This is a genomic window from Microbacterium terricola (assembly GCF_027943945.1).
In the GTDB taxonomy this organism is placed as follows: Bacteria; Actinomycetota; Actinomycetes; order Actinomycetales; family Microbacteriaceae; genus Microbacterium; species Microbacterium terricola.
This window is the reverse complement of the sequence record NZ_AP027141.1, coordinates 1,087,196-1,110,283: the sequence shown is the minus strand read 5'-3', so window position 1 is coordinate 1,110,283 and position 23,088 is coordinate 1,087,196. Positions and strand designations below refer to the sequence as shown.

General features: G+C 68.4%; 25 protein-coding genes. 6 read left to right on the top strand and 19 right to left on the bottom strand.

Translation table 11 applies throughout. From position 1 onward, the window contains the following. The first annotated feature begins 30 nt into the window (after positions 1-30). Positions 31-852: a ParA family protein gene (locus tag Microterr_RS05170; protein ID WP_263795762.1), complete on the top strand. Its 822-nt coding sequence runs from the start codon at positions 31-33 to the stop codon at positions 850-852. A gap of 70 nt (positions 853-922) precedes the next feature. Here Microterr_RS05170 and Microterr_RS05165 read toward each other — a convergent pair whose 3' ends face one another. The 3 genes from Microterr_RS05165 to Microterr_RS05155 form a co-directional block, all read right to left on the bottom strand. Next, entirely contained in the window at positions 923-1,468 is a 546-nt protein-coding gene (locus Microterr_RS05165; RefSeq protein WP_263795763.1) for a MerR family transcriptional regulator, read from the bottom strand. A 103-nt stretch (positions 1,469-1,571) separates the two neighbouring features. Then, complete coding sequence (gene ftsR, locus Microterr_RS05160; RefSeq protein ID WP_263795764.1) at positions 1,572-2,261, bottom strand: transcriptional regulator FtsR; 690 nt, start codon at positions 2,259-2,261, stop codon at positions 1,572-1,574. Continuing rightward, positions 2,261-2,770: an FHA domain-containing protein gene (locus Microterr_RS05155; protein ID WP_404810161.1), complete on the bottom strand. Its 510-nt coding sequence runs from the start codon at positions 2,768-2,770 to the stop codon at positions 2,261-2,263. The genes ftsR and Microterr_RS05155 overlap by 1 nt, the downstream gene beginning before the upstream one ends. 185 nt (positions 2,771-2,955) lie before the next feature. Between Microterr_RS05155 and Microterr_RS05150 the strand changes: the two genes are divergently transcribed. Then, positions 2,956-3,306, top strand: a complete 351-nt coding sequence (locus Microterr_RS05150) for a hypothetical protein (protein WP_263795765.1) — start codon at positions 2,956-2,958, stop codon at positions 3,304-3,306. 15 nt (positions 3,307-3,321) lie between these two features. Here the strand turns inward: Microterr_RS05150 and Microterr_RS05145 are convergent, their stop codons facing one another. Continuing rightward, on the bottom strand, positions 3,322-3,720 hold the full coding sequence (locus Microterr_RS05145) for a four-helix bundle copper-binding protein (RefSeq protein WP_263795766.1): 399 nt from the start codon (positions 3,718-3,720) through the stop codon (positions 3,322-3,324). A 109-nt stretch (positions 3,721-3,829) separates the two neighbouring features. Here Microterr_RS05145 and Microterr_RS05140 point away from each other — a divergent pair, with 109 nt between their 5' ends. Together Microterr_RS05140 and lpdA are read left to right on the top strand one after the other, a co-directional pair. After that, a complete protein-coding gene (locus Microterr_RS05140) occupies positions 3,830-4,465 on the top strand; it encodes a copper resistance CopC family protein (RefSeq protein WP_263795767.1) in 636 nt (211 codons plus the stop codon). 10 nt (positions 4,466-4,475) lie between these two features. Next, positions 4,476-5,873 (top strand): dihydrolipoyl dehydrogenase, encoded by a 1,398-nt coding sequence (gene lpdA / locus Microterr_RS05135; RefSeq protein WP_263795768.1) that lies wholly within the window; start codon positions 4,476-4,478, stop codon positions 5,871-5,873. Between the two features lie 225 nt (positions 5,874-6,098). Here the strand turns inward: lpdA and Microterr_RS05130 are convergent, their stop codons facing one another. Both Microterr_RS05130 and Microterr_RS05125 read right to left on the bottom strand, forming a co-directional pair. Next, complete coding sequence (locus Microterr_RS05130; RefSeq protein ID WP_263795769.1) at positions 6,099-6,728, bottom strand: CYTH domain-containing protein; 630 nt, start codon at positions 6,726-6,728, stop codon at positions 6,099-6,101. A 2-nt stretch (positions 6,729-6,730) separates the two neighbouring features. Then, the gene (locus Microterr_RS05125; RefSeq protein ID WP_263795770.1) at positions 6,731-6,961 is read right to left on the bottom strand and encodes a response regulator; all 231 of its coding nucleotides are present in this window, start codon (positions 6,959-6,961) and stop codon (positions 6,731-6,733) included. Between the two features lie 102 nt (positions 6,962-7,063). On the opposite strand from Microterr_RS05125, the gene Microterr_RS05120 reads away from it, so the two are divergent. Then, entirely contained in the window at positions 7,064-7,795 is a 732-nt protein-coding gene (locus Microterr_RS05120) for a glutamine amidotransferase (protein ID WP_263795771.1), read from the top strand. A gap of 120 nt (positions 7,796-7,915) precedes the next feature. Here Microterr_RS05120 and Microterr_RS05115 read toward each other — a convergent pair whose 3' ends face one another. Both Microterr_RS05115 and Microterr_RS05110 read right to left on the bottom strand, forming a co-directional pair. Further along, positions 7,916-10,420: a glycogen/starch/alpha-glucan phosphorylase gene (locus Microterr_RS05115; RefSeq protein WP_263795772.1), complete on the bottom strand. Its 2,505-nt coding sequence runs from the start codon at positions 10,418-10,420 to the stop codon at positions 7,916-7,918. 92 nt (positions 10,421-10,512) lie between these two features. Further along, positions 10,513-11,556, bottom strand: a complete 1,044-nt coding sequence (locus Microterr_RS05110; RefSeq protein WP_263795773.1) for a YihY/virulence factor BrkB family protein — start codon at positions 11,554-11,556, stop codon at positions 10,513-10,515. A 171-nt stretch (positions 11,557-11,727) separates the two neighbouring features. Between Microterr_RS05110 and Microterr_RS05105 the strand changes: the two genes are divergently transcribed. Then, on the top strand, positions 11,728-13,398 hold the full coding sequence (locus Microterr_RS05105; protein WP_404810162.1) for a GspE/PulE family protein: 1,671 nt from the start codon (positions 11,728-11,730) through the stop codon (positions 13,396-13,398). 69 nt (positions 13,399-13,467) lie between these two features. Here the strand turns inward: Microterr_RS05105 and Microterr_RS05100 are convergent, their stop codons facing one another. The 11 genes from Microterr_RS05100 to Microterr_RS05050 form a co-directional block, all read right to left on the bottom strand. Further along, complete coding sequence (locus Microterr_RS05100; RefSeq protein ID WP_263795775.1) at positions 13,468-14,706, bottom strand: type II secretion system F family protein; 1,239 nt, start codon at positions 14,704-14,706, stop codon at positions 13,468-13,470. Continuing rightward, a complete protein-coding gene (locus Microterr_RS05095; RefSeq protein ID WP_263795776.1) occupies positions 14,706-15,842 on the bottom strand; it encodes a type IV pilus twitching motility protein PilT in 1,137 nt (378 codons plus the stop codon). The genes Microterr_RS05100 and Microterr_RS05095 overlap by 1 nt, the downstream gene beginning before the upstream one ends. Next, positions 15,839-16,531: a hypothetical protein gene (locus Microterr_RS05090; protein WP_263795777.1), complete on the bottom strand. Its 693-nt coding sequence runs from the start codon at positions 16,529-16,531 to the stop codon at positions 15,839-15,841. The genes Microterr_RS05095 and Microterr_RS05090 overlap by 4 nt, the downstream gene beginning before the upstream one ends. After that, positions 16,528-17,178, bottom strand: coding sequence for a hypothetical protein (locus Microterr_RS05085; RefSeq protein ID WP_263795778.1), 651 nt, complete (start codon positions 17,176-17,178; stop codon positions 16,528-16,530). Before Microterr_RS05085 ends, Microterr_RS05090 begins: the two co-directional genes overlap by 4 nt. Further along, positions 17,178-18,233, bottom strand: coding sequence for a pilus assembly protein PilM (pilM, locus tag Microterr_RS05080; RefSeq protein ID WP_263795779.1), 1,056 nt, complete (start codon positions 18,231-18,233; stop codon positions 17,178-17,180). Before pilM ends, Microterr_RS05085 begins: the two co-directional genes overlap by 1 nt. A 13-nt stretch (positions 18,234-18,246) precedes the next feature. Continuing rightward, positions 18,247-19,071, bottom strand: a complete 825-nt coding sequence (locus Microterr_RS05075; protein ID WP_263795780.1) for a prepilin peptidase — start codon at positions 19,069-19,071, stop codon at positions 18,247-18,249. Then, on the bottom strand, positions 19,068-21,035 hold the full coding sequence (locus Microterr_RS05070; protein WP_263795781.1) for a hypothetical protein: 1,968 nt from the start codon (positions 21,033-21,035) through the stop codon (positions 19,068-19,070). Before Microterr_RS05070 ends, Microterr_RS05075 begins: the two co-directional genes overlap by 4 nt. After that, entirely contained in the window at positions 21,026-21,643 is a 618-nt protein-coding gene (locus Microterr_RS05065; RefSeq protein ID WP_263795782.1) for a hypothetical protein, read from the bottom strand. Before Microterr_RS05065 ends, Microterr_RS05070 begins: the two co-directional genes overlap by 10 nt. A gap of 29 nt (positions 21,644-21,672) precedes the next feature. Then, complete coding sequence (locus Microterr_RS05060; protein ID WP_263795783.1) at positions 21,673-22,086, bottom strand: type IV pilus modification PilV family protein; 414 nt, start codon at positions 22,084-22,086, stop codon at positions 21,673-21,675. Between the two features lie 82 nt (positions 22,087-22,168). Further along, positions 22,169-22,564 carry a prepilin-type N-terminal cleavage/methylation domain-containing protein gene (locus Microterr_RS05055; protein ID WP_263795784.1) on the bottom strand — a complete coding sequence of 132 codons (396 nt, stop codon included), beginning with the start codon at positions 22,562-22,564 and terminating at the stop codon, positions 22,169-22,171. 224 nt (positions 22,565-22,788) lie between these two features. After that, positions 22,789-23,076 carry a DUF1905 domain-containing protein gene (locus Microterr_RS05050; RefSeq protein ID WP_263795785.1) on the bottom strand — a complete coding sequence of 96 codons (288 nt, stop codon included), beginning with the start codon at positions 23,074-23,076 and terminating at the stop codon, positions 22,789-22,791. Positions 23,077-23,088 lie beyond the last annotated feature (12 nt).

Sequence of the window (23,088 nt, the reverse complement as noted above, 5' to 3'; positions counted from 1 at the left end):
ACAGCCTAGGGGACGGTAACGTAGACGCTTGTGCACGTACTCTCCGTCAGCTCGCTCAAGGGCGGGGTCGGTAAGACAACCGTGACGCTGGGACTCGCTTCCGCTGCTTTCGCGCGAGGGGTTCGCACGCTCGTGGTGGACCTCGACCCCCAGTCCGACGTCTCGACGGGCATGGACATCCAGGTCGCGGGTCGTCTCAATGTCGCCGATGTCCTCGCGAACCCGCGCGAGAAGACCGTCCGCCAGGCCATCACCTCCAGCGGGTGGGCCAAGGTGCACCCCGGCACGATCGATGTGATGATCGGCAGCCCGTCCGCCATCAACTTCGACGGACCGCATCCGAGCGTCCGTGACGTGTGGAAGCTCGAGGAGGCGCTCGCGACGATCGAGGCCGACTACGACCTGGTCCTGATCGACTGCGCTCCCTCGCTCAACGCGCTGACCCGCACGGCGTGGGCGGCATCCGACCGCGTCATCGTGGTGACAGAGCCTGGTCTGTTCTCCGTCGCCGCCGCCGACCGCGCGCTGCGCGCGATCGAGGAGATCCGCCGCGGCCTCTCCCCCCGCCTGCAGCCGCTGGGCATCGTCGTCAACCGGGTGCGCCCGCAGTCGATCGAGCACCAGTTCCGCATCAAGGAGCTGCGCGACATGTTCGGCCCCCTCGTGCTGTCGCCGCAGCTGCCGGAGCGCACGTCGCTGCAGCAGGCGCAGGGCGCGGCGAAGCCGCTGCACATCTGGCCCGGCGACTCCGCGCAGGAGCTCGCCGCCGATTTCGACGCGCTGCTGGATCGCGTGATCCGCACGGGCCGCATCCCGATCCCCGACGAGTTCGGGACGACCCGCCAGTCCTGACACCGCACCGCGAAAGGGCAGGTTCTCGTGATCGAGAACCTGCCCTTTTCGCGAAGGAGGCGGGTGCGGCCTAGGCCGTGCGCACGGCGCGACGAGCGGCGAGCTCATCGACGGGGTCGGGCAGCTGCGGGTCGAAGTCGAGCAGTGTCGACTCCACCTCGTGCAGGACCTTGCCGACGGCGATGCCGAAGACGCCCTGACCGCGGCTGACCAGGTCGATGACCTCGTCGTTGGACGTGCAGAGGTAGACCGAGGCGCCGTCGCTCATGAGCGTCGTGCCGGCGAGGTCGCGGATGCCGGCTGCCCGGAGCTGCTCGACCGCGGTGCGGATCTGCTGCAGCGAGATGCCGGTGTCGAGCAGGCGCTTCACGAGCTTGAGCACCAGGATGTCTCGGAAGCCGTAGAGGCGCTGCGAGCCGGAGCCGGAGGCACCGCGGACCGTGGGCTCGACGAGCTCGGTGCGGGCCCAGTAGTCCAGCTGACGGTAGGTGATGCCGGCGGCGCGCGCAGCGACCGCTCCGCGGTAGCCGACCTCGTCGTCCATGGCGGGCAGTCCGTCGGTGAAGAGGAGCTCCGTGACGAACTGCGAATCATCGCCTGAATCGTTTCCGGTCATGCGCATCCTCCTCTCGGTCCGAACATCTCAACGCTAGATGAGCGGGGGGTCTCGGGCAACGACATCCGCTCCGAGCGGCTCGGCGTGTCGCGCCTCGGGCGGGTCAGCCCAGCAGTCGGTCGAGTGCCGCGCGCACGAACACCGCACGGATCTCGTCGATGCGCTTGGCCAGTTCGGGGGCGATCTCTCCCCCGCGTCCACGGGACGCGGCGTCCGTCCTGCGCAGCAGCGGCGCGAGGGCCGAGCCGATCAGGGCGACGTCGCGCTCGGCGCTCTGCCGCATCGACCGCAGGTGGCGCGGCTCGATGCCGTGCCGGTCGAGGGCGACGAGCGCCCGCAGGGTCGACGCGGACTGCTCGGTGTACGTGTCGCCGCCCGGGATCATGCCGGAGCCGATCGCGTCGTTGAGCAGCTGGGCGTTCGCGCCGGTCGCGTGCAGCAGCTCGTCGCGGCGGTAGCGGCGGCCCGCCGGCACGATCGACGGCGGCGCGGCGGTCGGGGTGGCCGGCTCGCGGCCCGCATCGAGGTCGTCGAGGTAGTCGCGGATGACGCTGTGCGGCAGGTAGTGGTCGCGCTGAAGCGTCAGCGCGAGCCGCAGCCTGTCGAGGTCGGCGGGCGAGAACTTGCGGTATCCCGACTCGGTGCGGGTGGGCGTGATGATGCCCTGCACCTCGAGGAAGCGGAGCTTGGATGCGGACAGCCCGGGGAACTCGGGATTGAGCCGTGCGAGCACCTGACCGATGCTGAGGTATCCCGCGGACGTCGAACGTTCGCGGGCGGAAGCGGTCGCCATCATCCTTCGGTGACCTGCGTCAGGTCGGCGGGCGAGACGAAGAAGTTGAGACGGAACTTGCCGACGCGCACCTCGGAGCCGTTGCGGAGAGTGGCGCGGTCGGCGCGCTCCCCGTTGACGTAGGTGCCGTTGAGCGAGCGCTGGTCGACGAGCTCGAAGGTGTTGCCCGTGCGGGTGATCTCGGCGTGACGCCGCGAGACCGTGACGTCGTCGAAGAAGATGTCGGCCTCGGGGTGGCGTCCGACGGTGGTCACGTCGGTGTCGAGCAGGTACCGCGCGCCGGTGGTGGGGCCGGAGCGGACGATGAGGAGCGCGGAGCCCTTGGGCAGCGCCTCGATCGCTTCGAGCTCTGCCTCGTTGAGCTCGGCGCCGAACGGGACGAACGAGAGGTCGGAGTCGTGGCCGAACGTCTGAGTGGTGTCCGTGGAGCGCTCGGTGTGCCCCTGTCCGGAGTCGCCACCGGCAGCCCGGCGGATGTCGTCCGGTTCGGGTCGGTGATTGTCCTGCACGGTGGTCCTCCTCTTGTCCCAGCCTAGTTGATCGACCGCCTCCCGACAGTGCGATTTCGTGCCACGACGGCGCGCGTCGGAGCACTGAGGCCGGATGTGTCGTCGTGTGTCGGTCGGGGTGCCGCACTGCGAGGACTCGATTTAGCCTGACGGGGGTAATTGAAACTACCGACGAGGAGCCCACCGTGTCTACGCCTTTCCGCCCGTCTCCGCCCCTTCAGGTGCGTGAGGTCTCGGCGTGCATGTGCGTCCACGGAAACCGGTGCTCCTCCTACGCCCCCGGACACGCCCTCCACCTGATCCAGGCGCGGCTCGCCTCGGCCACCCCGACGGAGTGGGTGGACGCGATCGTCGAGGCCGCGGATGCGCCCACCGGCGAGGTCTCGCTGCGCACGATCGACGGCGTCGCCATCACCGTGTGGAACGCCGCGGGCGCTGCGGAGCAGGTCACCGCCGGGACGCCCGTCGCCCTGCACGCGCGCTACGACGTGCTGTCGCTCGGCACGCGCCGCTTCAACATCTCCCGCCTCGACTGAGGCGGCGGGCGGCCGTCAGGCCGTGGCCATCGTCGCCTTCATCGCCATGCAGGCGTCCATGCATGCCTGGCACGCCTGCGCGCACATCTTGCAGACCGGGCTCTCATCGGCGTGGGCCATGCACATGTCCATGCAGACCTGGCACATCGCGATGCAGGCGTCGAGCATCGCCATCATGGCGGCGGGCGTCATCCCCTGCATGCGCATCATCGAGCGCATCATCGTGTTGCACATGTCGGCGCAGTTCATGCACGCCGGTGCGCAGTCCATCATCTGAGTCGAGCACACCGTGCACGCCTGCTCGCAGGCCGAACACGCATCCATACAGGCCTGCATGGCGTCCATGTCCATCGACTCCATGCCGGGCATCGACATCATGTCCTTGGACATGGCGTCCATCATCATCGCGTCCATTCCACCACTCGCTTCCGTCGGGCTGTGGCGGGCAGGAGAGCCCGCCTGTGCGGGCCATGCTAGACGCGCCCGATCGCCGCGTGAACCCCGGAGTAGGCTCGAACGGGTGTTGTCACATGGAATTCACAATCCCCGCTCACGCCGCGCCCTGGGGGCCATCGCGGCCGCTCTGATCGCCGGCTCGGCGGTGCTCTTCTCGGCCGCTCCGGCCAGTGCACACGACGAGCTGCTGTCCACCGATCCGGCCGACGGCTCGACGGCGGCGGCCATGCCCGAGCAGATCACGTTCACCTTCAGCGCGAACATCTCCCCCGACGACGGTGCGACCGAGATCGCGGCGACGGATGCCGGGGGCACGTCCGTGCTGGCCGGTGATCCGGTGGTGCAGGACAACACGGTGACCCAGCCGCTCGCCGCGGGCGGCTCAGGCGAGATCACGGTGCTCTGGAAGGTGGTCTCCAGCGACGGCCACCCGATCTCGGGCGAGTTCGCCTTCACCGTCGAGGCGGCCGAGCCGACGGCGTCGGCCTCCGCAGCACCGACGGCGACAGCATCCGGCTCCGCGTCGGCGTCCGCGCAGCCGAGCGAGACGCCGTCGCCGACCGCGACCACCGCCGGTGACGAGGCCGGCTCGTCGAGCGCGCTGCCCTGGATCATCGGCGGCGGCATCGCCCTCGCCGTCGTGGCCGCCGTGGTCTACCTGGTGGTCCGCCGCCCACGAACCTCGTCCTCCTCCGACCAATAGACTGGGAACCATGCCTCATTACGACGTCGTCATCCTCGGTGCCGGCCCCGGCGGTTATGTCGCGGCTGTGCGTAGCGCCCAGTTGGGCCTGTCTGTCGCGGTCATCGAGGAGAAGTACTGGGGCGGTGTCTGCCTGAACGTGGGCTGCATCCCCTCCAAGGCCCTCCTCCGCAACGCCGACCTCGCCCACGTCTTCCACGACCAGGCCGAGCTGTTCGGCATCTCCGGCGACGTGCACTTCGACTTCGGCACCGCGTGGGACCGCAGCCGCAAGGTGTCCGAGACGCACGTCAAGGGCATCCACTTCCTGATGAAGAAGAACAAGGTCACCGAGTACGAGGGCCGTGGCACGTTCACCGGCCCCAACGCGATCACGGTCGCCAAGGCCGACGGGTCGACCGAAGAGGTCACGTTCGCCAACGCGATCATCGCGACCGGCTCGAAGGTGCGCTTCCTCCCGGGTGTCGAGCTCACGCCGAACGTGGTGACCTACGAGGAGCAGATCCTCACCCGCGACCTGCCCGAGTCGATCGTCATCGTCGGCGCCGGCGCCATCGGCATGGAGTTCGCCTTCGTGCTGCACAACTACGGCGTCAAGGTCACGATCATCGAGTTCCTCGACCGGGCGCTGCCCAACGAGGACGCCGACGTGTCGAAGGAGATCGCGCGCCAGTACAAGAAGTACGGCATCGACATCCTCACCTCGACGAAGGTCGACACCGTCGTGGACTCGGGCGACAAGGTCACCGTCACCTACACGCCCAAGGACGGCGCTCAGACGTCGATCGAGGCGTCGAAGGTGCTCATGTCGATCGGCTTCGCCCCCAACATCGAGGGCTTCGGGCTCGAGGCGACCGGCGTGAAGCTGACCGACCGCGGCGCGATCGACATCGACGACTACATGCGCACCTCGGTGCCGCACATCTACGCGATCGGCGATGTCACCGCCAAGCTGCAGCTGGCGCACGTCGCCGAGGCGCAGGCCGTCGTCGCCGCCGAGACCATCGCCGGCGCCGAGACGCAGACTCTGGGCGACTACCGCATGATGCCGCGCGCCACGTTCTGCTCGCCGCAGGTGGCGTCGTTCGGCCTCACCGAGCAGCAGGCGCGCGACGCCGGCTACGACGTCAAGGTGGCGAAGTTCCCGTTCTCGGCCAACGGCAAGGCGAACGGTCTCGGCGAGCCCATCGGCTTCGTCAAGCTCATCGCCGACGGCGAGCACCTCGAGCTGCTCGGCGGCCACCTCATCGGCCCCGACGTCTCCGAGCTTCTGCCCGAGCTCACGCTCGCACAGAAGTGGGACCTCACCGCTCTGGAGGCCGCGCGCAACGTGCACACCCACCCGACGCTGTCGGAGGCCCTGCAGGAGGGCTTCCACGGCCTCGCGGGGCACATGATCAACCTCTGATCGCGGATGCAGAGGGGCCCGGGCTTCGGCTCGGGCCCCTCTGCGTGGTGCGGGCGGCGTATTCCAGGCTTCAGGTGTCAGCTCCTGCCGCCCGCAGCCGCGCATGCGACCACAACTGCCACCTCACCGCGCGACAGCATCCTCCGCCCGGGAATGAGGTGTCAGTTCGTGCCGCATGCAGACGCGCACGCGGCCACAGGTGCCACCTGATGCCCGGCCGGGCTGTCAGGCCCCGAGGGCGCGCGCGAGCTTCGAATCGGATGCTGCGGGCCGGGCGCCTGCGGCGGTCGCGGCCGCTTCCACGGCGGCGAAGAACGCGTCGTGGTCGGCGGGTGCGGCGGGGCCGAGCTCGATCTCCCACTCGCGCCAGGAGCGGGCGTCGCCCGTGCGCTCGTCGAGCGCGTCGACGTGGTCGTCGACGAACTCGGCGACCACTCCCCCTGCACCGTCGCGCAGGAGGTAGGCGATCCGCCGGTTGCGGATGCGCGCCAGCGGGAGCAGCTCGGACTCGGTGATGGCCGACGTCTCGGTGCGGACAGCATCCGGGATCGTCTCGTCGTCACCGAGCGGCCACCCGGTCTCGACGCGGCCGGCGCCGATCCGCGGCCCCTTCAGGTGCCAGCCGGCGTCATGGCCGCCCGTGCGGCGGCGCAGCGCGGAGCCTGCGCGGGCGAGCGCCGCGTCGGCCGAGTCGAAGTAGCGGGCATCCAGCTCACGCACCTCGGCGGCGTCGACGGCGGCGACCCCGGGCAGCCCGGAGAAGTCGGGCAGCGGGGTGTCGGCGTCGACGTCGAACTTCAGCTCGACCTCGAGTGACCGCGTCGGCTCATCCCCGGCCTGCGCGGCGAGACCCACCGCTAGAGGTCCTTGTCGTCGTCGCGATCCGGGTCGATGTCATCCTCCGCCGCGACGAAGCGGTATGCGGCCTCCGACGGCCCGTCGCTGTCGCCCGTGTGGTCGAGCGAGCCCTCGCGCGCGTAGACGATCTGCGTCTCGCTGTACGGGAGGATGAGCCGGTCCTGGGCGTCGTCGTCGAGTGGGATGACCTGCCCGTCCAGCGGGCCGCCGTGCAGTCGTGCAATAGCCATGTGATGACCTCCTGATCCGACCCTATCCGCACACGGCGACAGGCTTGCGGTGGTTGCCGGCGCGTGGCCGTCGGTGCTACACCGCACCATAGGCTGGAAGGCATGAAGCCGTTCCTCCTACTGGCCACGCGCGCCGAAGACGTGCCGGCCGACGAGGAGTACGCGCTGTTCCTGCGCTACACCGGCCTCGACGAGCAGCACCTCGTGCGGGTGCGCATGGAGGCGGGCCCGCTCGGCGCGGTCGACCTCGACGAGTACTCCGGGATCTTCGTCGGCGGCGGACCGTTCAATGCGTCAGACCCGGAGGAGAAGAAGTCGGCTGTGCAGCACCGGGTCGAGGCCGAGTTCGCGGCGCTCCTGGACGAGGTGGTCGCGCGCGACTTCCCGTTCCTCGGCGCCTGCTACGGGGTGGGGACGGTCGGCACGCACCTGGGGGCGCTGATCGACGGCACCTACCGCGAGCCGATCAGCGTCGTCGAGGTGACCCGCACCGAGGCGGGTGCCGCCGATCCGCTCCTGGCTGAGCTGCCCGATGTGTTCCCGGCGTTCGTCGGGCACAAGGAGGCGATCACGGTCCTGCCGCCCGCGGCCACCCTGCTGGCACGCGGCGAAGGCTGCCCGGTGCAGATGTTCCGGGTCGGCGAGAACGTCTATGCCACGCAGTTCCACCCCGAGTGCGATGTCGAGGGCATCTCGACGCGCATCCGCGAGTACGCCGGGCACGGGTACTTCGCCGAGGGCGAGCTGCAGCTCACGCTCGATGCCGTGCGGCGGCTGCCGGTGACGCACACCGGCAGCATCCTGCGCGCGTTCGCCGAGCGCTACGCGCGGTAGCGCGAAGCGCCGGATCCCGGCATCCGCGCCATCGATCGGCAGCGCGGACGCAGGGAACAGGAGCGGATGCGGTCGCCCCGCCGTTTCGTCTCGCGTCGCTCGCTCGACGACCCGCGGGGACTACAGCGAGGGCGGAGTGTGCCAGATGCGCTCGATGTAGTCGCGCATCGAGCGGTCGGACGAGAAGAAGCCGCAGCGAGCGACGTTGAGGATCGCGGAGCGGGTCCAGGCATCCTGGTCGGCGTACGCCGCGTCCACCTTCGCCTGCGCGTCGATGTACGCCGAGTAGTCGGCGAGCACCATGAAGCGGTCGTCGTACAGCAGGTTGGAGACGATCGGCTCGAACACCGACTTGTCGCCGTCCGAGAACGCCCCGCTCGCGATCAGGTCGATGGCTCTGCGCAGGTGGTCGTCCGCCTGGTAGAACTCGCTCGGCTTGTACCCGCGCGCCCAGAGGCCCTCGACCTCGGGCTCGCTCATGCCGAACAGGAAGAAGTTGTCGTCGCCGACGAGCTGGCGGATCTCGACGTTCGCGCCGTCGTCGGTGCCGATCGTGAGCGCGCCGTTGAGGGCGAACTTCATGTTGCCGGTGCCCGAGGCCTCCTTGCCCGCGAGCGAGATCTGCTCGGACAGGTCGGCTGCGGGGATCAGGCGCTCGGCGAGCGTGACGTTGTAGTTCGGCGGGAACAGCACCTTGAGCCGGCCCTCGACCCGCGGGTCGTCGTTGACGACCGAGCCGACCGCGTTGATGAGGTGGATGATCCGCTTGGCCATCGCGTAGCCCGGTGCGGCCTTCGCGCCGAAGATGAAGGTGCGCGGCTGGACGTCGGATGCGGCGACCGCCCCCGACACGATGCCCTCGTACGCGGTGACGATGTGCAGGAGCTTGAGCATCTGCCGCTTGTACTCGTGCAGGCGCTTGACCATCACGTCGAGCATGTGGCCGTCGCTGACCTCGAATCCGTCGCGCGCGAGCAGCACGTCGTTCAGCCGGCGCTTGTTGGCCGCCTTGACCTCGGCGAACGCGGCGCGGAAGTCGGGATCCTCCGCGTAGGCCTCGAGCTCGCGCAGGCGCTCCATGTCGGTGAGCCAGCCGCCGCCGAGCGCCTCGGTGATGAGGCCGGAGAGCTGGGGGTTCGCGAGGCGCACGAAGCGCCGGGGCGTGATGCCGTTGGTGACGTTGGTGAACTTGCCGGGGTAGAACTCGTCGAAGTCGGGCAGCACCTTGTCGCGCAGCAGCTGAGAGTGCAGCTCGGCGACGCCGTTCACCTTGGCGCCGGCGACGGTCGCGAGGTACGCCATCCGCACCGAGCGCTCGGGGAACTCCGAGATGATCGACATGTTGCGGATGCGCATCTCGTCGTCGCCGAAGCGCTCGCGCACCGCCACGAGGAACTCCTCGTTGATGCGGTAGATGATCTCGAGGTGCCGCGGCAGGAGCCGCCCGAGCAGGTCGACCGACCACACCTCGAGCGCCTCGGGCAGCAGCGTGTGGCACGTGTACGCGAAGCACTGCTGCGTGATCGCCCACGCAGCATCCCAGTCCATGCCCTTCTCATCCGTCAGCACGCGCATGAACTCGGGGACCGCGATCACCGGGTGCGTGTCGTTGAGCTGGAAGATGACCCGCTCGGGGAGCTTGGTCAGGTCGAAGTCGGGGAGCAGCTGGTGGTCGAGGAAGTCGCGGATGGAGGCGGCGACGAAGAAGTACTGCTGCTGCAGGCGCAGTTCCTTGCCCTGCGGGGTGGAGTCCTCCGGGTACAGCACCTTGGAGATGTTCTCGGCGAAGGTCTGCGCGCGCACGGCCTCCTCGTAGTCGCCCGAGTTGAACACCCGCAGGTCGAAAGAGTTGGTGGCCTTGGCGCTCCACAGGCGCAGCGTGTTGACGCGGCCGTTCTGATACCCGGGGACCATGTAGTTGTAGGGCACGGCCTCGACGTCCCAGCCGGGCACCCAGCGGTTGCGGGTCACTCCCCCGTCGTCGTACGTCTCGGTGTGGCCTCCGAAGGAGATCGTCTGGGCGGCCTCGGGGTGCGGGAACTCCCACGGCGAGCCGAGCGACAGCCAGGCGTCCGGCTGCTCGACCTGCTGTCCGCCGACGAACGTCTGGCGGAAGATGCCGTACTCGTAGCGGATACCGTAGCCGACGTTCGGCACGCTCATCGTCGCGAGCGAGTCGATGAAGCACGCGGCGAGGCGGCCCAGGCCGCCGTTGCCGAGGCCCGGTTCGACCTCGAGCTCGCGCAGCTCACCGATGTCGATGCCGCAGGCGGCGAGCGCGTCGGTCGCGATATCGGTGAGCCCGCTCGCGAGGAGGTTGTTGTCGAGCTGGCGCCCGAGGAGGTACTCGGCGGAGAGGTAGCAGACGCCCTTGGCCTGCGTCTCACGCTGACGGCGCTGGTCTTCGAGCCAGCGCGCCACGAGGTAGTCGCGCACGGTGTACGCGAGTGCGATGTACCGGTCGTTCGGGTTGGACGCCGACAGCGTCACGCCCCGCTCGAGGTTGAGGTTCTGCAGGAACTCGCGGACGAAGCCGTCGACGGTGCTCGGAGGTGCGATGACGGGGGCCAGTGCGAGCGGGTGGGTCGCTCCCGTCGAGTTCGACGGAGCGGTGGGACCGGTCACAGCAGAATTCTCAGACACCTGTACAACGTACGACAGCGGCCGCCCGGATCCCAGCCGGTTCGCCGTGCCGTAACAAGAGCCTTACGCGGGCGTCACGCGGACGCGGCCGCCTTGGGCTTCTGCTTCTGCTTCTGCTTCTGCTTCTGCTTCTGCTTCTGCTTCTCGTCGGCGAGCGCCGCGCGTGCGCTGGTGAGTTCGTCGGTCGCGGTCTGCACCGCGTCCTCGGCCTGCCGCACCCGGCGCTGCGCGAACGTCTCGGCGCCGTGACGCGCCCGCACTCGATCGTGCTCCTCCGCGACCGAGGTCACGATGTACGCGCTGGAGATGAGGATGACCTGCGACGACAGGTTGAGCCACAGCAGCAGGGCGATGAGCGAAGCGAACGACGCCAGCAGCGGGTTGGAGGAGGCTCCCCCGATGAACAGCCCGGAGAGCTGCTGCAGCACGGTGAGTCCGACCGCGCCCAGCAGGGCCCCCGTCCAGAGCGAGCGGGCGCTCGCGGCGACCCCCGACAGCACGCGGAACAGGACGGCGATCGCGAGAGCGTCGAGGGCGAACACGACGATCAGCGAGAGGATGCGGGTTCCCCAGACGACCAGGGTGTCGTCGGCCGGCACGCCGAGCTGGTCGGTGACGATGCCGATCCCGGCCGTGGCTCCCATCGTGGCGACCGCAGAGGCGCCGAGCGCGGCGCCGATGCCGATCGCGAGTGCCAGGTTGCGCAGCAGCACCCACACGAACATGACGTCGTCGTGCACCTTGCCGGCGATCAGCCGGAACGCGGTGCGCAGCGACCCGATCGCGCCGATCGCGGCGCCGACGAGACCGATCGCCGAGATCGCCCCGGCGATCGACAGACCGACGGGCGCCTGGATCGTCGATACGTCGATGAGGCCGTTCTCGCCCACGAGCCCGGGGATGGCAGCATCCACCGCGTCGACCAGCGCCTGCCAGGCCGCGGGATTGCCCGCCAGCCAGAGCGAGGCGAGTGAGAATCCGAGCAGAACGCCCGCGAAGACGCTGAAGAGGGTGCGGTACGTGACACTGTCGGCGAGCATGGGTCCGCGCCGCTCGCCGTAGAGCAGGAACGCGCGGACGGCCTTGAGGGTGAGCACCCACGCGATGAACCGCTTCATGGGGTCAGAGTAGCCCGCGACGGTTCGGCGCGAGCGGGGGGTTGACAGGGTGGCGGGGTGGCCCTGACGCGCGGCGCGAAGCGAGTCACACCAGTCACATGAGTCACAGAAATCTCGCTATTCACATTCATGGCCCAAGCGGCATAGGATAGCCGCGGGGAAGGGGTTCACGTGAAGGGACTCGCCGAAACCCTCGTGCGCACTGGGGCAGTCCGCGCCGAGGATATGAGAGGTGTCGTTGCAGAAGTCGGGGAAGGACCCGCTCTGCGACAGCAGCTGATCCTGTCGCGCCTTGCGACCGAAGTGCAGGTCGCCCAGGGCATCGCCGAGCAGACCGGCTTCCCCTACATCGACCTCGCGACCGTGACCCTGAACGCCGAGACGATCGGCGCCGTGCCAGCCGCGCTCTGCCGCCGCTACCACCTGATCCCCGTCGAACGCGGGCGTCGCAGCCTGACGATCGGGATGCTGGATCCCACCGATCTCATCGCCCTCGACGACATCGCGACGGTCACCGATCTCAACATCCGGCCCGCGGTCGTCGCGGCCGATGCCCTGAACTCCGCGTTCACCCGGTTCCTGCGCTCCGATGAGGAGCTCAGCGACCTCTCCGAGCAGATCGGCGAGATCGCCGCCGCCGAGGGCACGGCAGGTTCCACCGAGACGCTCGACGACCAGGTCGACGACGCGCCCACCGTGCGCTTCGTGAACCTGCTCATCACCCAGGCCATCAACGACCGGGCCAGCGACATCCACATCGAGCCGGGCGAGAAGCAGCTGCTCGTGCGCTACCGCATCGACGGCGTGCTGCACGAGATGCAGCGGGCCGACCGGTCGATCCAGGACGGCGTCATCTCGCGCCTGAAGATCATGGCGTCGATCGACATCGCTGAGAAGCGCAAGCCGCAGGACGGCCGCCTCTCGGTGAACCACGACGGACGCAAGGTCGACCTGCGTCTGGCGACGCTGCCGACGGTGTGGGGCGAGAAGATCGTCATGCGCATCCTCGACAACACCGCGCAGTCGCTGTCGCTCAAGGACCTGCGCTTCTCGATGATCAACGAGAAGCGGTTCACCGACTCGATCACGCGGCCGCATGGCATGGTGCTCGTCACGGGCCCCACCGGCTCAGGTAAGTCGACCACGCTCTACACGGCGCTCAACACGGTCGCGAACCCGCGCATCAACGTCATCACCGTCGAGGACCCGGTCGAGTACCGGATGGCCGGGATCAACCAGGTGCAGGTGAATGCCCGCGCCGGCATGACCTTCCAGGCCGCGCTGCGGTCGATCCTGCGATCGGACCCCGATGTGGTGCTGGTCGGCGAGATCCGCGACCAGGAGACGGCGACGATCTCGATCGAGGCGGCGCTCACCGGTCACCTCGTGCTGTCGACGCTGCACACCAACGACGCGCCGAGCGCGCTGACCCGCCTCGTCGAGATGGGCTGCGAGCCCTTCCTCGTGGGCACGGCGCTGGCCGGTGTGGTCGCCCAGCGCCTGGCGCGGCGCCTGTGCCTGAACTGCCGCGAGGCGTATCACGAGTCGCGTGACGTGCTCGAGGCCGTGCGCTTCCCCTACAACCCGGCGGACCCCCCTGTGCTGTTCCGCGCGGCCGGCTGCACCGAGTGCTCGGGCACCGGCTATCGCGGTCGCGTCGCCCTGCACGAGATCATGACGCTCTCGGACGAGCTCGAGAAGATGACCGTCGCGCACGCGACCGGCACCGAGCTGCGCATGGTCGCCATCAAGGAGGGCATGGTCTCGCTTCGCGAGGACGGCTTCAGCAAGGTGACCCAGGGCATCACGACGATCGAGGAAGTCCTGCGCGTCTCGATCTGACGTGGAGGGGTGGTGTCGGATGCCGGCTGCACCCCCAAGCTGCAGCCGGCATCCGAGTCTGTGGGTGGATCAGCCCGTCTTGGCGATCTCGCCGTAGATGGAGAAGATCGGCAGGTAGAGCGAGACGACCATGCCGCCGATGATGACGCCGATGCCGACGATGAGGATGGGCTCGATCGTCGCCGTGAGCTGCTCGGTGGCCGTCTTCACCTCGGCCTCGTAGAAGTCGGCGATCGACGCGAGCATGTCGGCGAGCGTTCCGGATTCCTCGCCGACGGACGCCATCTGCGCGACCATCGGCGGGAAGACCTCGGCCTTCGCCAGCGGCGCGGAGAACGAGCGACCCTGACGCACGGAGTCCTGCACCTCGCGCACGGCCTGCTCGATCTTCCAGTTGTTCGAGGCCTCGCCGACGATCGACAGCGCCTGGATCAGGGGGACGCCCGATTTGAGCATCATCGAGAGGCTCCGCGCGAAGCGCGCGACGGCGATCTTGGTCGCGAGCGGGCCGAACACCGGCAGCTTGAGCTTGATCGGGTCGACGACCCGCCGCACCTTCTCATCGTCCTTGTGACGTGTCCACCAGATCCAGCCGATGACACCCAGCAGGATCATGGACGGAAGGATCCACAGCATGTTGTTCGAGAGCATCACGAGGATCTGCGTCGGGATCGGCAGCTCCGACCCGAACCCCTCGAACATCTGCTTGAAGATGGGCACGACGAACGTGATCATCGCGAGGGAGCCGAGGATCGCGATGACGAACACCACGATCGGATACGTCGTCGCCGACTTGATCTTGTTGTGCAGCTCGGCTTCGCCCTGGTAGGTCTCCGCGATGGTGTTCAGCGCGTCGCCCAGGAAGCCGCCGCTCTCGCCGACCTTCACGATGCTGACCATCAGCGGGGGGAACACGTCGGTGTGCTGGGCGAACGCCCCCGACAGCGACATGCCCGACTCAACCCCGGCGTGCACGGCGACGAGCGCGCTCTGCAGCTTCTTGTCCTCGGACTGCTCGATCAGGATGCCGAGGGTCCGCATCAGCGGGAGCCCGGCGTTGATGAGGCCCGCCATCTGCTTGGCGAAGACGGCCAGACTGTCGACTTTGACGCGCTTCTCGAAACCGGGGATCACGAGCTCCTGATTGAGGCCGGTCTTCGACAGCTCGACCACCTCGAGCGGTGTCAGTCCCTGCGCACGGAGCTTGGCGGTGACGGCGCTGGTGCTGCCCGCCTCGATCACGCCCTTGACGACGTTGCCGATCTTCGCGTCGACCGCGCGATAGCTGTACTCCTGGACGAGCGACATCAGTAGCTCCCGCCGACGGGCTGCGGCGCGCGAACGCTCCACGCCTCCGCGTCGTAGTCGCGCGGTCGCACCCGCACGCCCTCGAGGGTCGACGGATCCATCGCGAACGACTTGGCGACCGAGAGAGCCAGCGTGCCGTCCTCGACGAGCCTCTTGAGGTCCTGGTCGAGCGTGTGCATGCCGAGCGAGCCGCCCGCCTGCAGCATCGAGTAGATCTGGCTCACCTGGCCCTCGCGGATCAGGTTGGCGATGGCCGGGGTGTTGATGAGCACCTCGGTCGCGATGACGCGCCCCTTGCCCTGCGCCTTCGGCAGCAGCGTCTGGCTCATGATGCCCTGCAGCGTGTCGCCGAGCTGCGTGCGGACCTGATCCTGCTGGGAGGGCGGGAAGGCGTCGATGATGCGGTTGATCGACTTCGCCGCGCTCTGCGTGTGGAGCGTCGAGAGCACGAGGTGACCGGTCTCCGCCGCCGAGAGGGCCGTCGAGATCGATTCGGGATCACGGAGCTCACCGACGAGGATGACGTCGGGGTCCTGACGCAGGATGCGGCGCAGCGCCTCGGAGAACGACGCGGTGTCGCTGCCGATCTCGCGCTGGTGCACGAGCGACATCTTGCTGGTGTGCTGGAACTCGATGGGGTCTTCGACCGTGATGATGTGCGAGGGCATCGTGCGGTTGACGATGTCGATCATCGCGGCGAGGGTCGTCGACTTGCCCGAGCCCGTCGGTCCGGTCACGAGCACGAGGCCGCGCGGACGCTTTACAAGATCGGCGGCGACGAGCGGTACGCCAAGTTCCTCGAGCGGGATCGCCTTCTCGTTGATGAATCGCAGCGCCGCTGCGACCTCGCCGAGCTGCCGGAAGACGTTGACGCGGAAGCGCGCCACACCAGGAGCGTTGTACGAGAGGTCGACCTCGCCCTTCTTCGAGAACTCCTCGTACTGGTCGCTGGACAGGAGTCCGCCGACGGCGCTCTCGATCCACGCCGGCGGGGTGACGCCCTCGTAGCCGGGAATCGGCTCCAGGTCGCCGTCCACGCGCATGCGGGCGGGGTGCTTCGCCGTGAGGTGGACGTCGGAGGCGCGGGCGGCGAGTGCGACGCCGAGCATGCCGAGCAGGTCGTCTGATGCGGTCATGATGCGTCCTCCGTGCGGATGAAGGCGAGGGCGGACACCGAGAGCGTGAGCGCGCCCGTGCTGCCTGTCAGGGTGGCCTTCTCGATGCCGATCAGGCGCGGTCCGGCTCCGAGCGCCTCGAGGAAGTCGGCCGCGACCTCGGCGTCAGCCACCTCGACGTTGATCGAGATGGGCACCTGCTGCTGCGGCGAATCGACGTCCTCGGGCGCAGCCGGCGTCTCCTCCGTGGTCGTGGTGGTCTCGCCTTCCGCGGGAGCCTCGCCCTCGTCGGTCGTCGCCTCCGCGTCAGCGGGCGCCTGGGCCGCGGCAGCGACGCCTTCGAGGTCGATCGACGTGCGGGGCACCCACGCGACGGACTCGCCGGCGACGGTGCTGACAATCCGCGCGTCGGTCTCCTCGGCCGCGTCCGCGATCAGCTCGTGCACGTCGTCGAGCTTCGCCAGCGCGGTGATCTCGGTGCGCAGCTCGGCGACGTGGTCGTCGATCTGCTCGCTGTTCTCGGCGGCCGCGTTCAGCTGGTCGACCTGGATCTGGTACACGTCGTTCGACTGCGCGACGGTCTTCGCGCTCGCGAGCGTCGTCTGGGCGTTGCCGTACAGAGGCAGCGCGATCAGCGCGATGCCGGCGATGACGATGGCTGCCGTCAGCACGGCGCCGAGCAGGTTGATGAACTGCTTGGGGAGGTTCACTCCGCCTCCTCCTCTGCGTAGTCGCCGGTGTACAACGACTGGTCGAACGCCACGGCGAGCGTGTAGGTGTAGGACGTGGATTCGTCGCCGCCGCTGTTGAGCTGGGGGCCATCGGCGTTGATCACCGATTCGAGATCGCGGGTGTCGCGGATCAACGGCACGATGTCCATCGGCGACGAGGCCGAGAGCGCGAAGGTGCCGATCAGTCCGACCTCGACCGCCCTGTCCTCCCCCGCCGGCACAGGCCCGACGGTCAGGTCGAAGCCGGAGATCGTCACGTCGTCCGGCAGCACGCCCGCGAGTTCCGCCACGGCGGCGGGCCAATCGAGATCTGACGCCATCGCGTCGACGCGGAAGTCGGAGAGCTCCGACTCGAGGTCGAGCGCGGCCCGGATGTCGGCGTGTGCTGCGAGGTCGGTGAGAAGCTGGGTCGTGCGCGCATTCTCGGCGGCCAGGGTCTGATCCGCCGTCCACTGGATGGCGTAGACGCCAGCGCTCACGGCGACGACGAGCAGCAGGGCGGCGACGATGCCCCATCCCCAGCGACGCAGCAGCGCCGAGCGCTCGCGGCGATCGGTCTCCGCTCGAGGCATGAGGTTGACGCGCGGCGCACCGCCGAACGTGATCGTGGAGGTGTTGACCGACATCAGCGACCGTCCTTCATGGCGATGCCCGCCGTCGTCAGGAGATCGAGGGCGAGATCTCCCTCGGGGGCCTCGCCCTTGACCGACATCACCTGGGCGACGCCGACGTATTCCACCGGCATCGGCAGATCGGCGCCGAGCGCCTCGGCCACGCCGGGCACCGCCGCTCCGGCGCCGGTGAGGAGGACCCGTGTCACCGGCTGCTCGCCCACCCGCTCGGAGTAGAACGCGATGGTGCTGCGCAGCCGCGCGACCAGGTCGCCGATGGCCGCGTCGGACATGCCGACGGATGACCGCACGCGACCGCCGACGCGCGAGCGGCGTCCCTGCGGCTCAGGCGGCACGGTCTCGAGCACCTCCTCGAGTACCACCGGCGCGGCCTGCTCGCTGTCTTCCGACGTGAGCGAGAGCGACCGCGCCTGCACGGCGGGAGTGGCGATGTCGATGGGGATGATCCGCACGAAGTGCGGGATGCCGTCGCGCATCACGACCACGTTGCTGGTGTGGTCGCCGAGCGCGAGCACGGCGACGGTCTCGCCGGCGGCAGCGACGCGCTTGGCTGCTCGGGCGACGGCGAAGGCGGAGAGGTCCACCTCGTCGACGACGAGCTTCGCCTTGCCGACGGTCGTGATCAGGTCCTCGATCGTCTCCGCCACGGCGGCGACGAGCAGACCGGTCAGCTGGTCCCGATCCTGCGACACCGGATAGAAGTCGAGCACGGCCTGCTCGGCGGGCACCGGCAGCAGATCCTGCACCTGGTAGGGCAGCGCCTGACGCAGCAGATCAGGGCGCATGGCCTGGGTGGTGTACTCGCGGACGAGGATGCGGCGGCTGCCGACGCCGAGCACGACGTTCTTCGCCTTGAAGCCGGCACGGCTCCACAGCTGCCGCAGCGCCAGCGCGATCGCATCGCGATCGATCACCTCGGAGTCCCGCGCCGCCTCCGGCGGCAGGGGGACCGAGCCGTACGCGACCAGGGTCGGGTTGCGCCCCATCGTCACCTCGGCAGCGCGCACGCTCTCCTCGGTGATCTCCAGCCCGATGACGGTTTTGGCCATGATCATCCTCCTTCTAGACCGCGAGCAGCCCGATGTACCAGCGTGCGATCGGCTCGCCCGCGAAGATTCCCACCCACGCGCCGGCCAGCATCCATGGTCCGAACGGGATGGCCGTCTTGCGACCGGCACGCCGGCGTGCCAGCAGTGCCACCCCGTAGATCCCACCCAGCAGGAATGCCGCGAACGCACCGACGATGAGCGCCCCCCAGCCGAGCCAGCCGAGATACAGGCCGACCACGCCGGCGAGCTTCACGTCTCCCCCGCCCATGCCGTCCGGGCGCACGAGCCGCAGGAGGAAGTAGAACCCGTAGAGCGCCGCACCGCCGATGGCCGCGCGCGCGAGCGACTCCCATTCCGCACCGAGCACACAGGCGACGGTGAAGAGCACCAGCGCGACCAGGTAGGACGGGAGCACGATCGCATTCGGCAGTCGTCGCGTGTCGAGATCGATGAGCGTCAGGGCGATGCTGATGGCCGCGAAGTAGAGGTACGCCACCAGGACGATCCATTCGCTGGCGTCGGGTCGTTGAGCGAGCGAAGCGAGACGAAACGCATCGAGCCACGCCGACGCCACGGCAACGAACGCCACTCCGGTCGCCAGTTCCACGAGCGGATAGCGCGCAGAGATCGGCGCGCCGCACGAGGCGCACTTCCCACGGAGCGCGAGCCACGACAGCACCGGCACGTTCTGCCACGGCCGCACCGGCGCATCGCAGCCGGGGCACTGGCTCGGTCGGTTGAGCGAGATGCCGGCGGGCACGCGATAGACGACGACGTTCAGGAACGAGCCGATGATCAGCCCGAACACGCCGGCGCAGAGGAGGACGAAAAGGGTCACGGCGCTCCCATGTCGCGCCTGCTGATCAGGGCGCCGAGAGCTGCTGCCGACGCGGTGCTCACGCCGAACCCGGGCACACCGATGGGCTGATACACGAGCTGGTAACCCGGCGCGCCACCCGCGTCGAAGATCATCGATCCGCTGTAGAGCTGCCCGGTCCAGTTGCCGTTCGCACCCACGTTCGCGATCGACAGCGTGCACGGCGTGTAGATGAGCCCCGAGATCAGCGGGCTCGTGCTCGCCTTCGTGGCGTAGAGGTTGATCTTGGACCCGCTCTTCTTGCAGGTGGGTGAGTCGTTGTCGACCGTGTCGGGCATGAGGAAGTCGAGCTTGTGAGGCTGGCCGTCCTTCGAGGAGAACGTCACCTCCTGGAACTTGTGCTCCACGTCATTGTCCGGCAGCAGGATGAGCAGGTCGGCATCGAGTTGAAGGGTCGTCTGGAAGCCGTACACCTTGGCGCACTTGCGAAGGTCGACCACGGTGGGCGTCGTGTACGACGCGATCTTCGCGACATTGGCGGGATGCCAGGTGTCGAACGTGCAGTCCGGTGCCGTCGGCCACACATCGACGGTGTATCCGCCGGCAATCCAGTTGTCCTGCACGTAGTCGTAGTCATCCCACTTGTACGTGCCGGTCTTCAGCTCGTCGGGAATCGTCATGATCGGCTTCGCGGGAACCGTCGGTGCGGTGAGGCCGGTCACGTTGTAGCTGTTGCCGCCGGCGGCGGTCGGCGGTCCCCATCCGGTCGACGCCGTGCCCGCGAGACGCAGCTTGCCGCCGATGATGGTGTCGGGCGCGATGTAGCTGACACCGCCCGCCTTCGTCGAGACGACGTCGCCGGTGATCTTCGATGTCTGCAAATTGGCCTTGTAGGTGCCGGCGACCGTCATCGATGCGGCCTTCACGTTGTAGAAGTTCTGGTCACCGGGATGCGCTCCGATGATCGCACCGCCGATCGTCGTGCTCTGGACATCGAGCTGACCGCCGGCCGTCAGATTGCCGGCGACGGGCGAAGCTCCGATGGTGACCTTGCCCGTGGCGGTGAGGTTGCCGTTGATCTTGGCGCCCGAGCTCATGCTCACGTCCCCGCCGACCGCGACGTTGCCGCCGATGGTGGTCGGGCTGTTGGTGATCGACAGATTGCCTTCGGTGATGACCCCGCCGGAGACCGTCGCGCCCGCGGTCATGGAGACATTGCCCTTGGCGACGATGTCGCCGCCGACCGTGTTCCCGGCATTCGCCAGAGTGACGGTGCCCAGTGCGTAGATGGACCCGCCGACCGTTGCGCCCGCACTCATCTTCACGTAGCCCGCGACGTACACGTTCTTCATGAACTTGCACGAGTTCGTCGGCTCGAGGTTGCCGTTGTACAGGATGACGTCGGTCTCGAAGGTGGTGATGTTGTTGCACGTCTTGAAGTCGCCGCTGAGCATCAGCGCCGAACCGTCTGCCCCGCCCGCGCCGACCTTGAGCATGAGCGAGGTGGCACTGAACGTGCCGCCGCCGATGACGACGGCGTTGTCGGGGACACCGGTCGCCACGCCTCCGGTGTAGAAGTAGGTGGCCTCGACCGAGGTGGTCCTGCCGTCTTCGCCGGTGCCGATGGAGAGGAACGTGACCTTCCCGCCCGCGCCGCAGGCCGTCACATCGGGGCGCTCCGGGCTGGGCAGCGCGGGCTTGACGTGGTACCGCGGCGTGCTGCTGGTGATGTCGATCGTGCAGACGTCTGCGGGGTGAGCCTTCGCCGCCGCGACCGCGGCGGCGATGCCGGCGTCGGCCGCAGCCTGCGCCTGCAGCGACGAGCCCACGCCGAGCGTCGTCTTCGTCGTGTTCACGACCGCAGCCGAGAGCGTCACGGTCAGCAGACCCAGGATCATCGCGACGATGAGGACGGCGATCAGCGTCGAGCCGTCCTCCCCCTCGGCAGTGGCGCGCAGCCGGCGCGTGAGGCGGTTCACCAGCATTTCGTCGTCCCTTCATCATGGGCGCGAGCGACGGCGGCGCCCGTGAGTGCGACGGTCTCGCCGTCATTGAACGAGGCGTTCGCCGAGGCGAGCGCGGCGAGGTTCCACGAGAGCGCGCCGCCGGTCAGCGCGAAGTAGGGCAGGTGGCTCGGCGTGGGAGCCGGCGACGGGGTCGCGGCGACCTCGACACGCTGCACATCCCTCGAGAGCACACCCCACGCGGTCGTCGGGACGGGGGCCGTGATCGTGGCGGCGTCGTCATACGTGAGCACCCGCAGCTCGAAGCGGCCATCGGCTCCGTTGGTGACGGTGCTGTCATTCCATGTCTGCAGGTCGACCACGGCGTATGCGCGGCACTCCCAGTCGGTGCGCCCGGTCGCGACCTTGGCGCGGACGATGGTCGACGTGCCGGTCTGGGTGAGGGCGACGGCAGATGCATTGCGGATGTCGCTCGACAGCGACGTGCTGATCGCCTGGACCGTGCCGGTCGCCAGATCGCGGTCGCCGGTCGTGATGGTCGAGCGCATCCCGGCGATGAGGATGCCGCCGATCACCCCGAGCAGGAGTGCCGTGATCACGACGTAGATGACGAGCTCGATGGCGGTCATGCCCCGATCGTCCCGGAGCCGCTCGCGGATCATGATGCGGTCACCACGATCTGGGTCGCCATCGTCACGACGGCGTCGGTGGAGGATTCCGCGGGGTCGTAGACGGTCGCGGTGATCGTCACGACGCCCGGATACGAGGCGGGACACGCGGACACGACGAGGTTTGCCGTGAGGTCGGTCTCGGCGGGGTCCTTCACCTGCGTGATCTGCGTCGCACGGACCGCGGCGCACGAGTTGGTGCTGTCGTCCGGAAAGCTCGAGCGGATTCCCGCGAGCTGCGACGACGCCAATGCGTTCGCCGCAGCCTGGTCCCGATTGACGGTGCTGAGGGCTGCGGCCTGGATGGCGAGAGGAAGGATGGCGAGCGAGATCACGGCGAACACGAATATCGCGATGACCACCTCGATGAGGCTGAAACCGCGCTCTTGGTGACGCTCTGCCATGACTCACCTCCCCTGGTCCGTCATAGAGGGATGCCGAGGCCGGCCCGACGGATCGGGACCGGCCTCGGCGGAAGTGGCTTGATTAGCAGCCGGGGCCCGACGTAACCGAGGTGAGGCCGGTGGCAGCACCCGTGACGCAGTAGCCGTCGATCGTCGTCACACCGTTGTTGGTGAGCGTGATGCCGTCCAGCTGCGCATCGCTCTGACCGGCGAGAGCGGTCAGGTTGGCGGCGATGTCCGCCTCGTTGCCCTGTGAGATGTCCGACGCGGTCTGCGAGGCACCGTTGGCGGTGATCGACTCGAGGGCGCTCTGCTGGGCCTGGCCCTGCAGGCCGAGGAACACCGGCACCGCGATCGCGGCGAGGATGCCGAGGATCACGACGACGACGATGAGCTCGATGAGCGAGAAGCCGGCCTCGCCGGACTCCTCACGGCGTGCCTTCTCGGCCGCCAGGTAGTTGTGGATGGTTGTGCGCATGTGTGCGGGTCTCCCTGACTCGTGTGATTGAGATCAGCTCTCGAGCGCTGCACGACATTCGCGGGTCCGAGGATCACTCCTCGGCATCACAAGTACCGCCCAGCCCCCCAAAAGCCGGGTTGGTGGTACTCGCTCCCCAGCGGTACTTCCCTCTCCAGGGCCAATCATGAGAGATCTCTCATGTTCCTGTCAATACTCAACTTTGTTAACTCTTGTCACACGAGTCACAAGATCAGCGCAAGAACCGCAACGTCGCCCTCCGCGAGGGCGCCGGCATCCCTCGCCGCCTTCTTCAGCGGCAGCACGAACGTGCCCTGTGCCGAGTCGGGGAAGATCGAGGTCCGCCACTCGAAGTCGCCGATGCGCGCGGTGACGGGGATGGACCCGAAACCCCGCGGTGGCCGCGGAATCTCGCGGATCATCTCGCTGAGCTCCACGGGCAGCGCGACGAAGAACCAATCCTGCTCGCGCGCCCTCCAGCGGTAGACGTCGCCCTCGAATTCCACGTGCACGGGTCCAGCGTA

Coding starts and splice junctions, on each gene's coding strand:
- ftsR (WP_263795764.1), bottom strand. CDS start 2,261: ATGGCGACCGCTTCCGCCCGCGAACGTTCGACGTCCGCGGGATACCTC.
- Microterr_RS05060 (WP_263795783.1), bottom strand. CDS start 22,086: ATGGCAGAGCGTCACCAAGAGCGCGGTTTCAGCCTCATCGAGGTGGTC.
- pilM (WP_263795779.1), bottom strand. CDS start 18,233: ATGGCCAAAACCGTCATCGGGCTGGAGATCACCGAGGAGAGCGTGCGC.
- Microterr_RS05065 (WP_263795782.1), bottom strand. CDS start 21,643: ATGACCGCCATCGAGCTCGTCATCTACGTCGTGATCACGGCACTCCTG.
- lpdA (WP_263795768.1), top strand. CDS start 4,476: ATGCCTCATTACGACGTCGTCATCCTCGGTGCCGGCCCCGGCGGTTAT.
- Microterr_RS05095 (WP_263795776.1), bottom strand. CDS start 15,842: ATGACCGCATCAGACGACCTGCTCGGCATGCTCGGCGTCGCACTCGCC.
- Microterr_RS05120 (WP_263795771.1), top strand. CDS start 7,064: ATGAAGCCGTTCCTCCTACTGGCCACGCGCGCCGAAGACGTGCCGGCC.
- Microterr_RS05100 (WP_263795775.1), bottom strand. CDS start 14,706: ATGTCGCTCGTCCAGGAGTACAGCTATCGCGCGGTCGACGCGAAGATC.
- Microterr_RS05085 (WP_263795778.1), bottom strand. CDS start 17,178: ATGTCGGTCAACACCTCCACGATCACGTTCGGCGGTGCGCCGCGCGTC.
- Microterr_RS05110 (WP_263795773.1), bottom strand. CDS start 11,556: ATGAAGCGGTTCATCGCGTGGGTGCTCACCCTCAAGGCCGTCCGCGCG.
- Microterr_RS05070 (WP_263795781.1), bottom strand. CDS start 21,035: ATGCTGGTGAACCGCCTCACGCGCCGGCTGCGCGCCACTGCCGAGGGG.
- Microterr_RS05145 (WP_263795766.1), bottom strand. CDS start 3,720: ATGGACGCGATGATGATGGACGCCATGTCCAAGGACATGATGTCGATG.
- Microterr_RS05125 (WP_263795770.1), bottom strand. CDS start 6,961: ATGGCTATTGCACGACTGCACGGCGGCCCGCTGGACGGGCAGGTCATC.
- Microterr_RS05165 (WP_263795763.1), bottom strand. CDS start 1,468: ATGACCGGAAACGATTCAGGCGATGATTCGCAGTTCGTCACGGAGCTC.
- Microterr_RS05055 (WP_263795784.1), bottom strand. CDS start 22,564: ATGCGCACAACCATCCACAACTACCTGGCGGCCGAGAAGGCACGCCGT.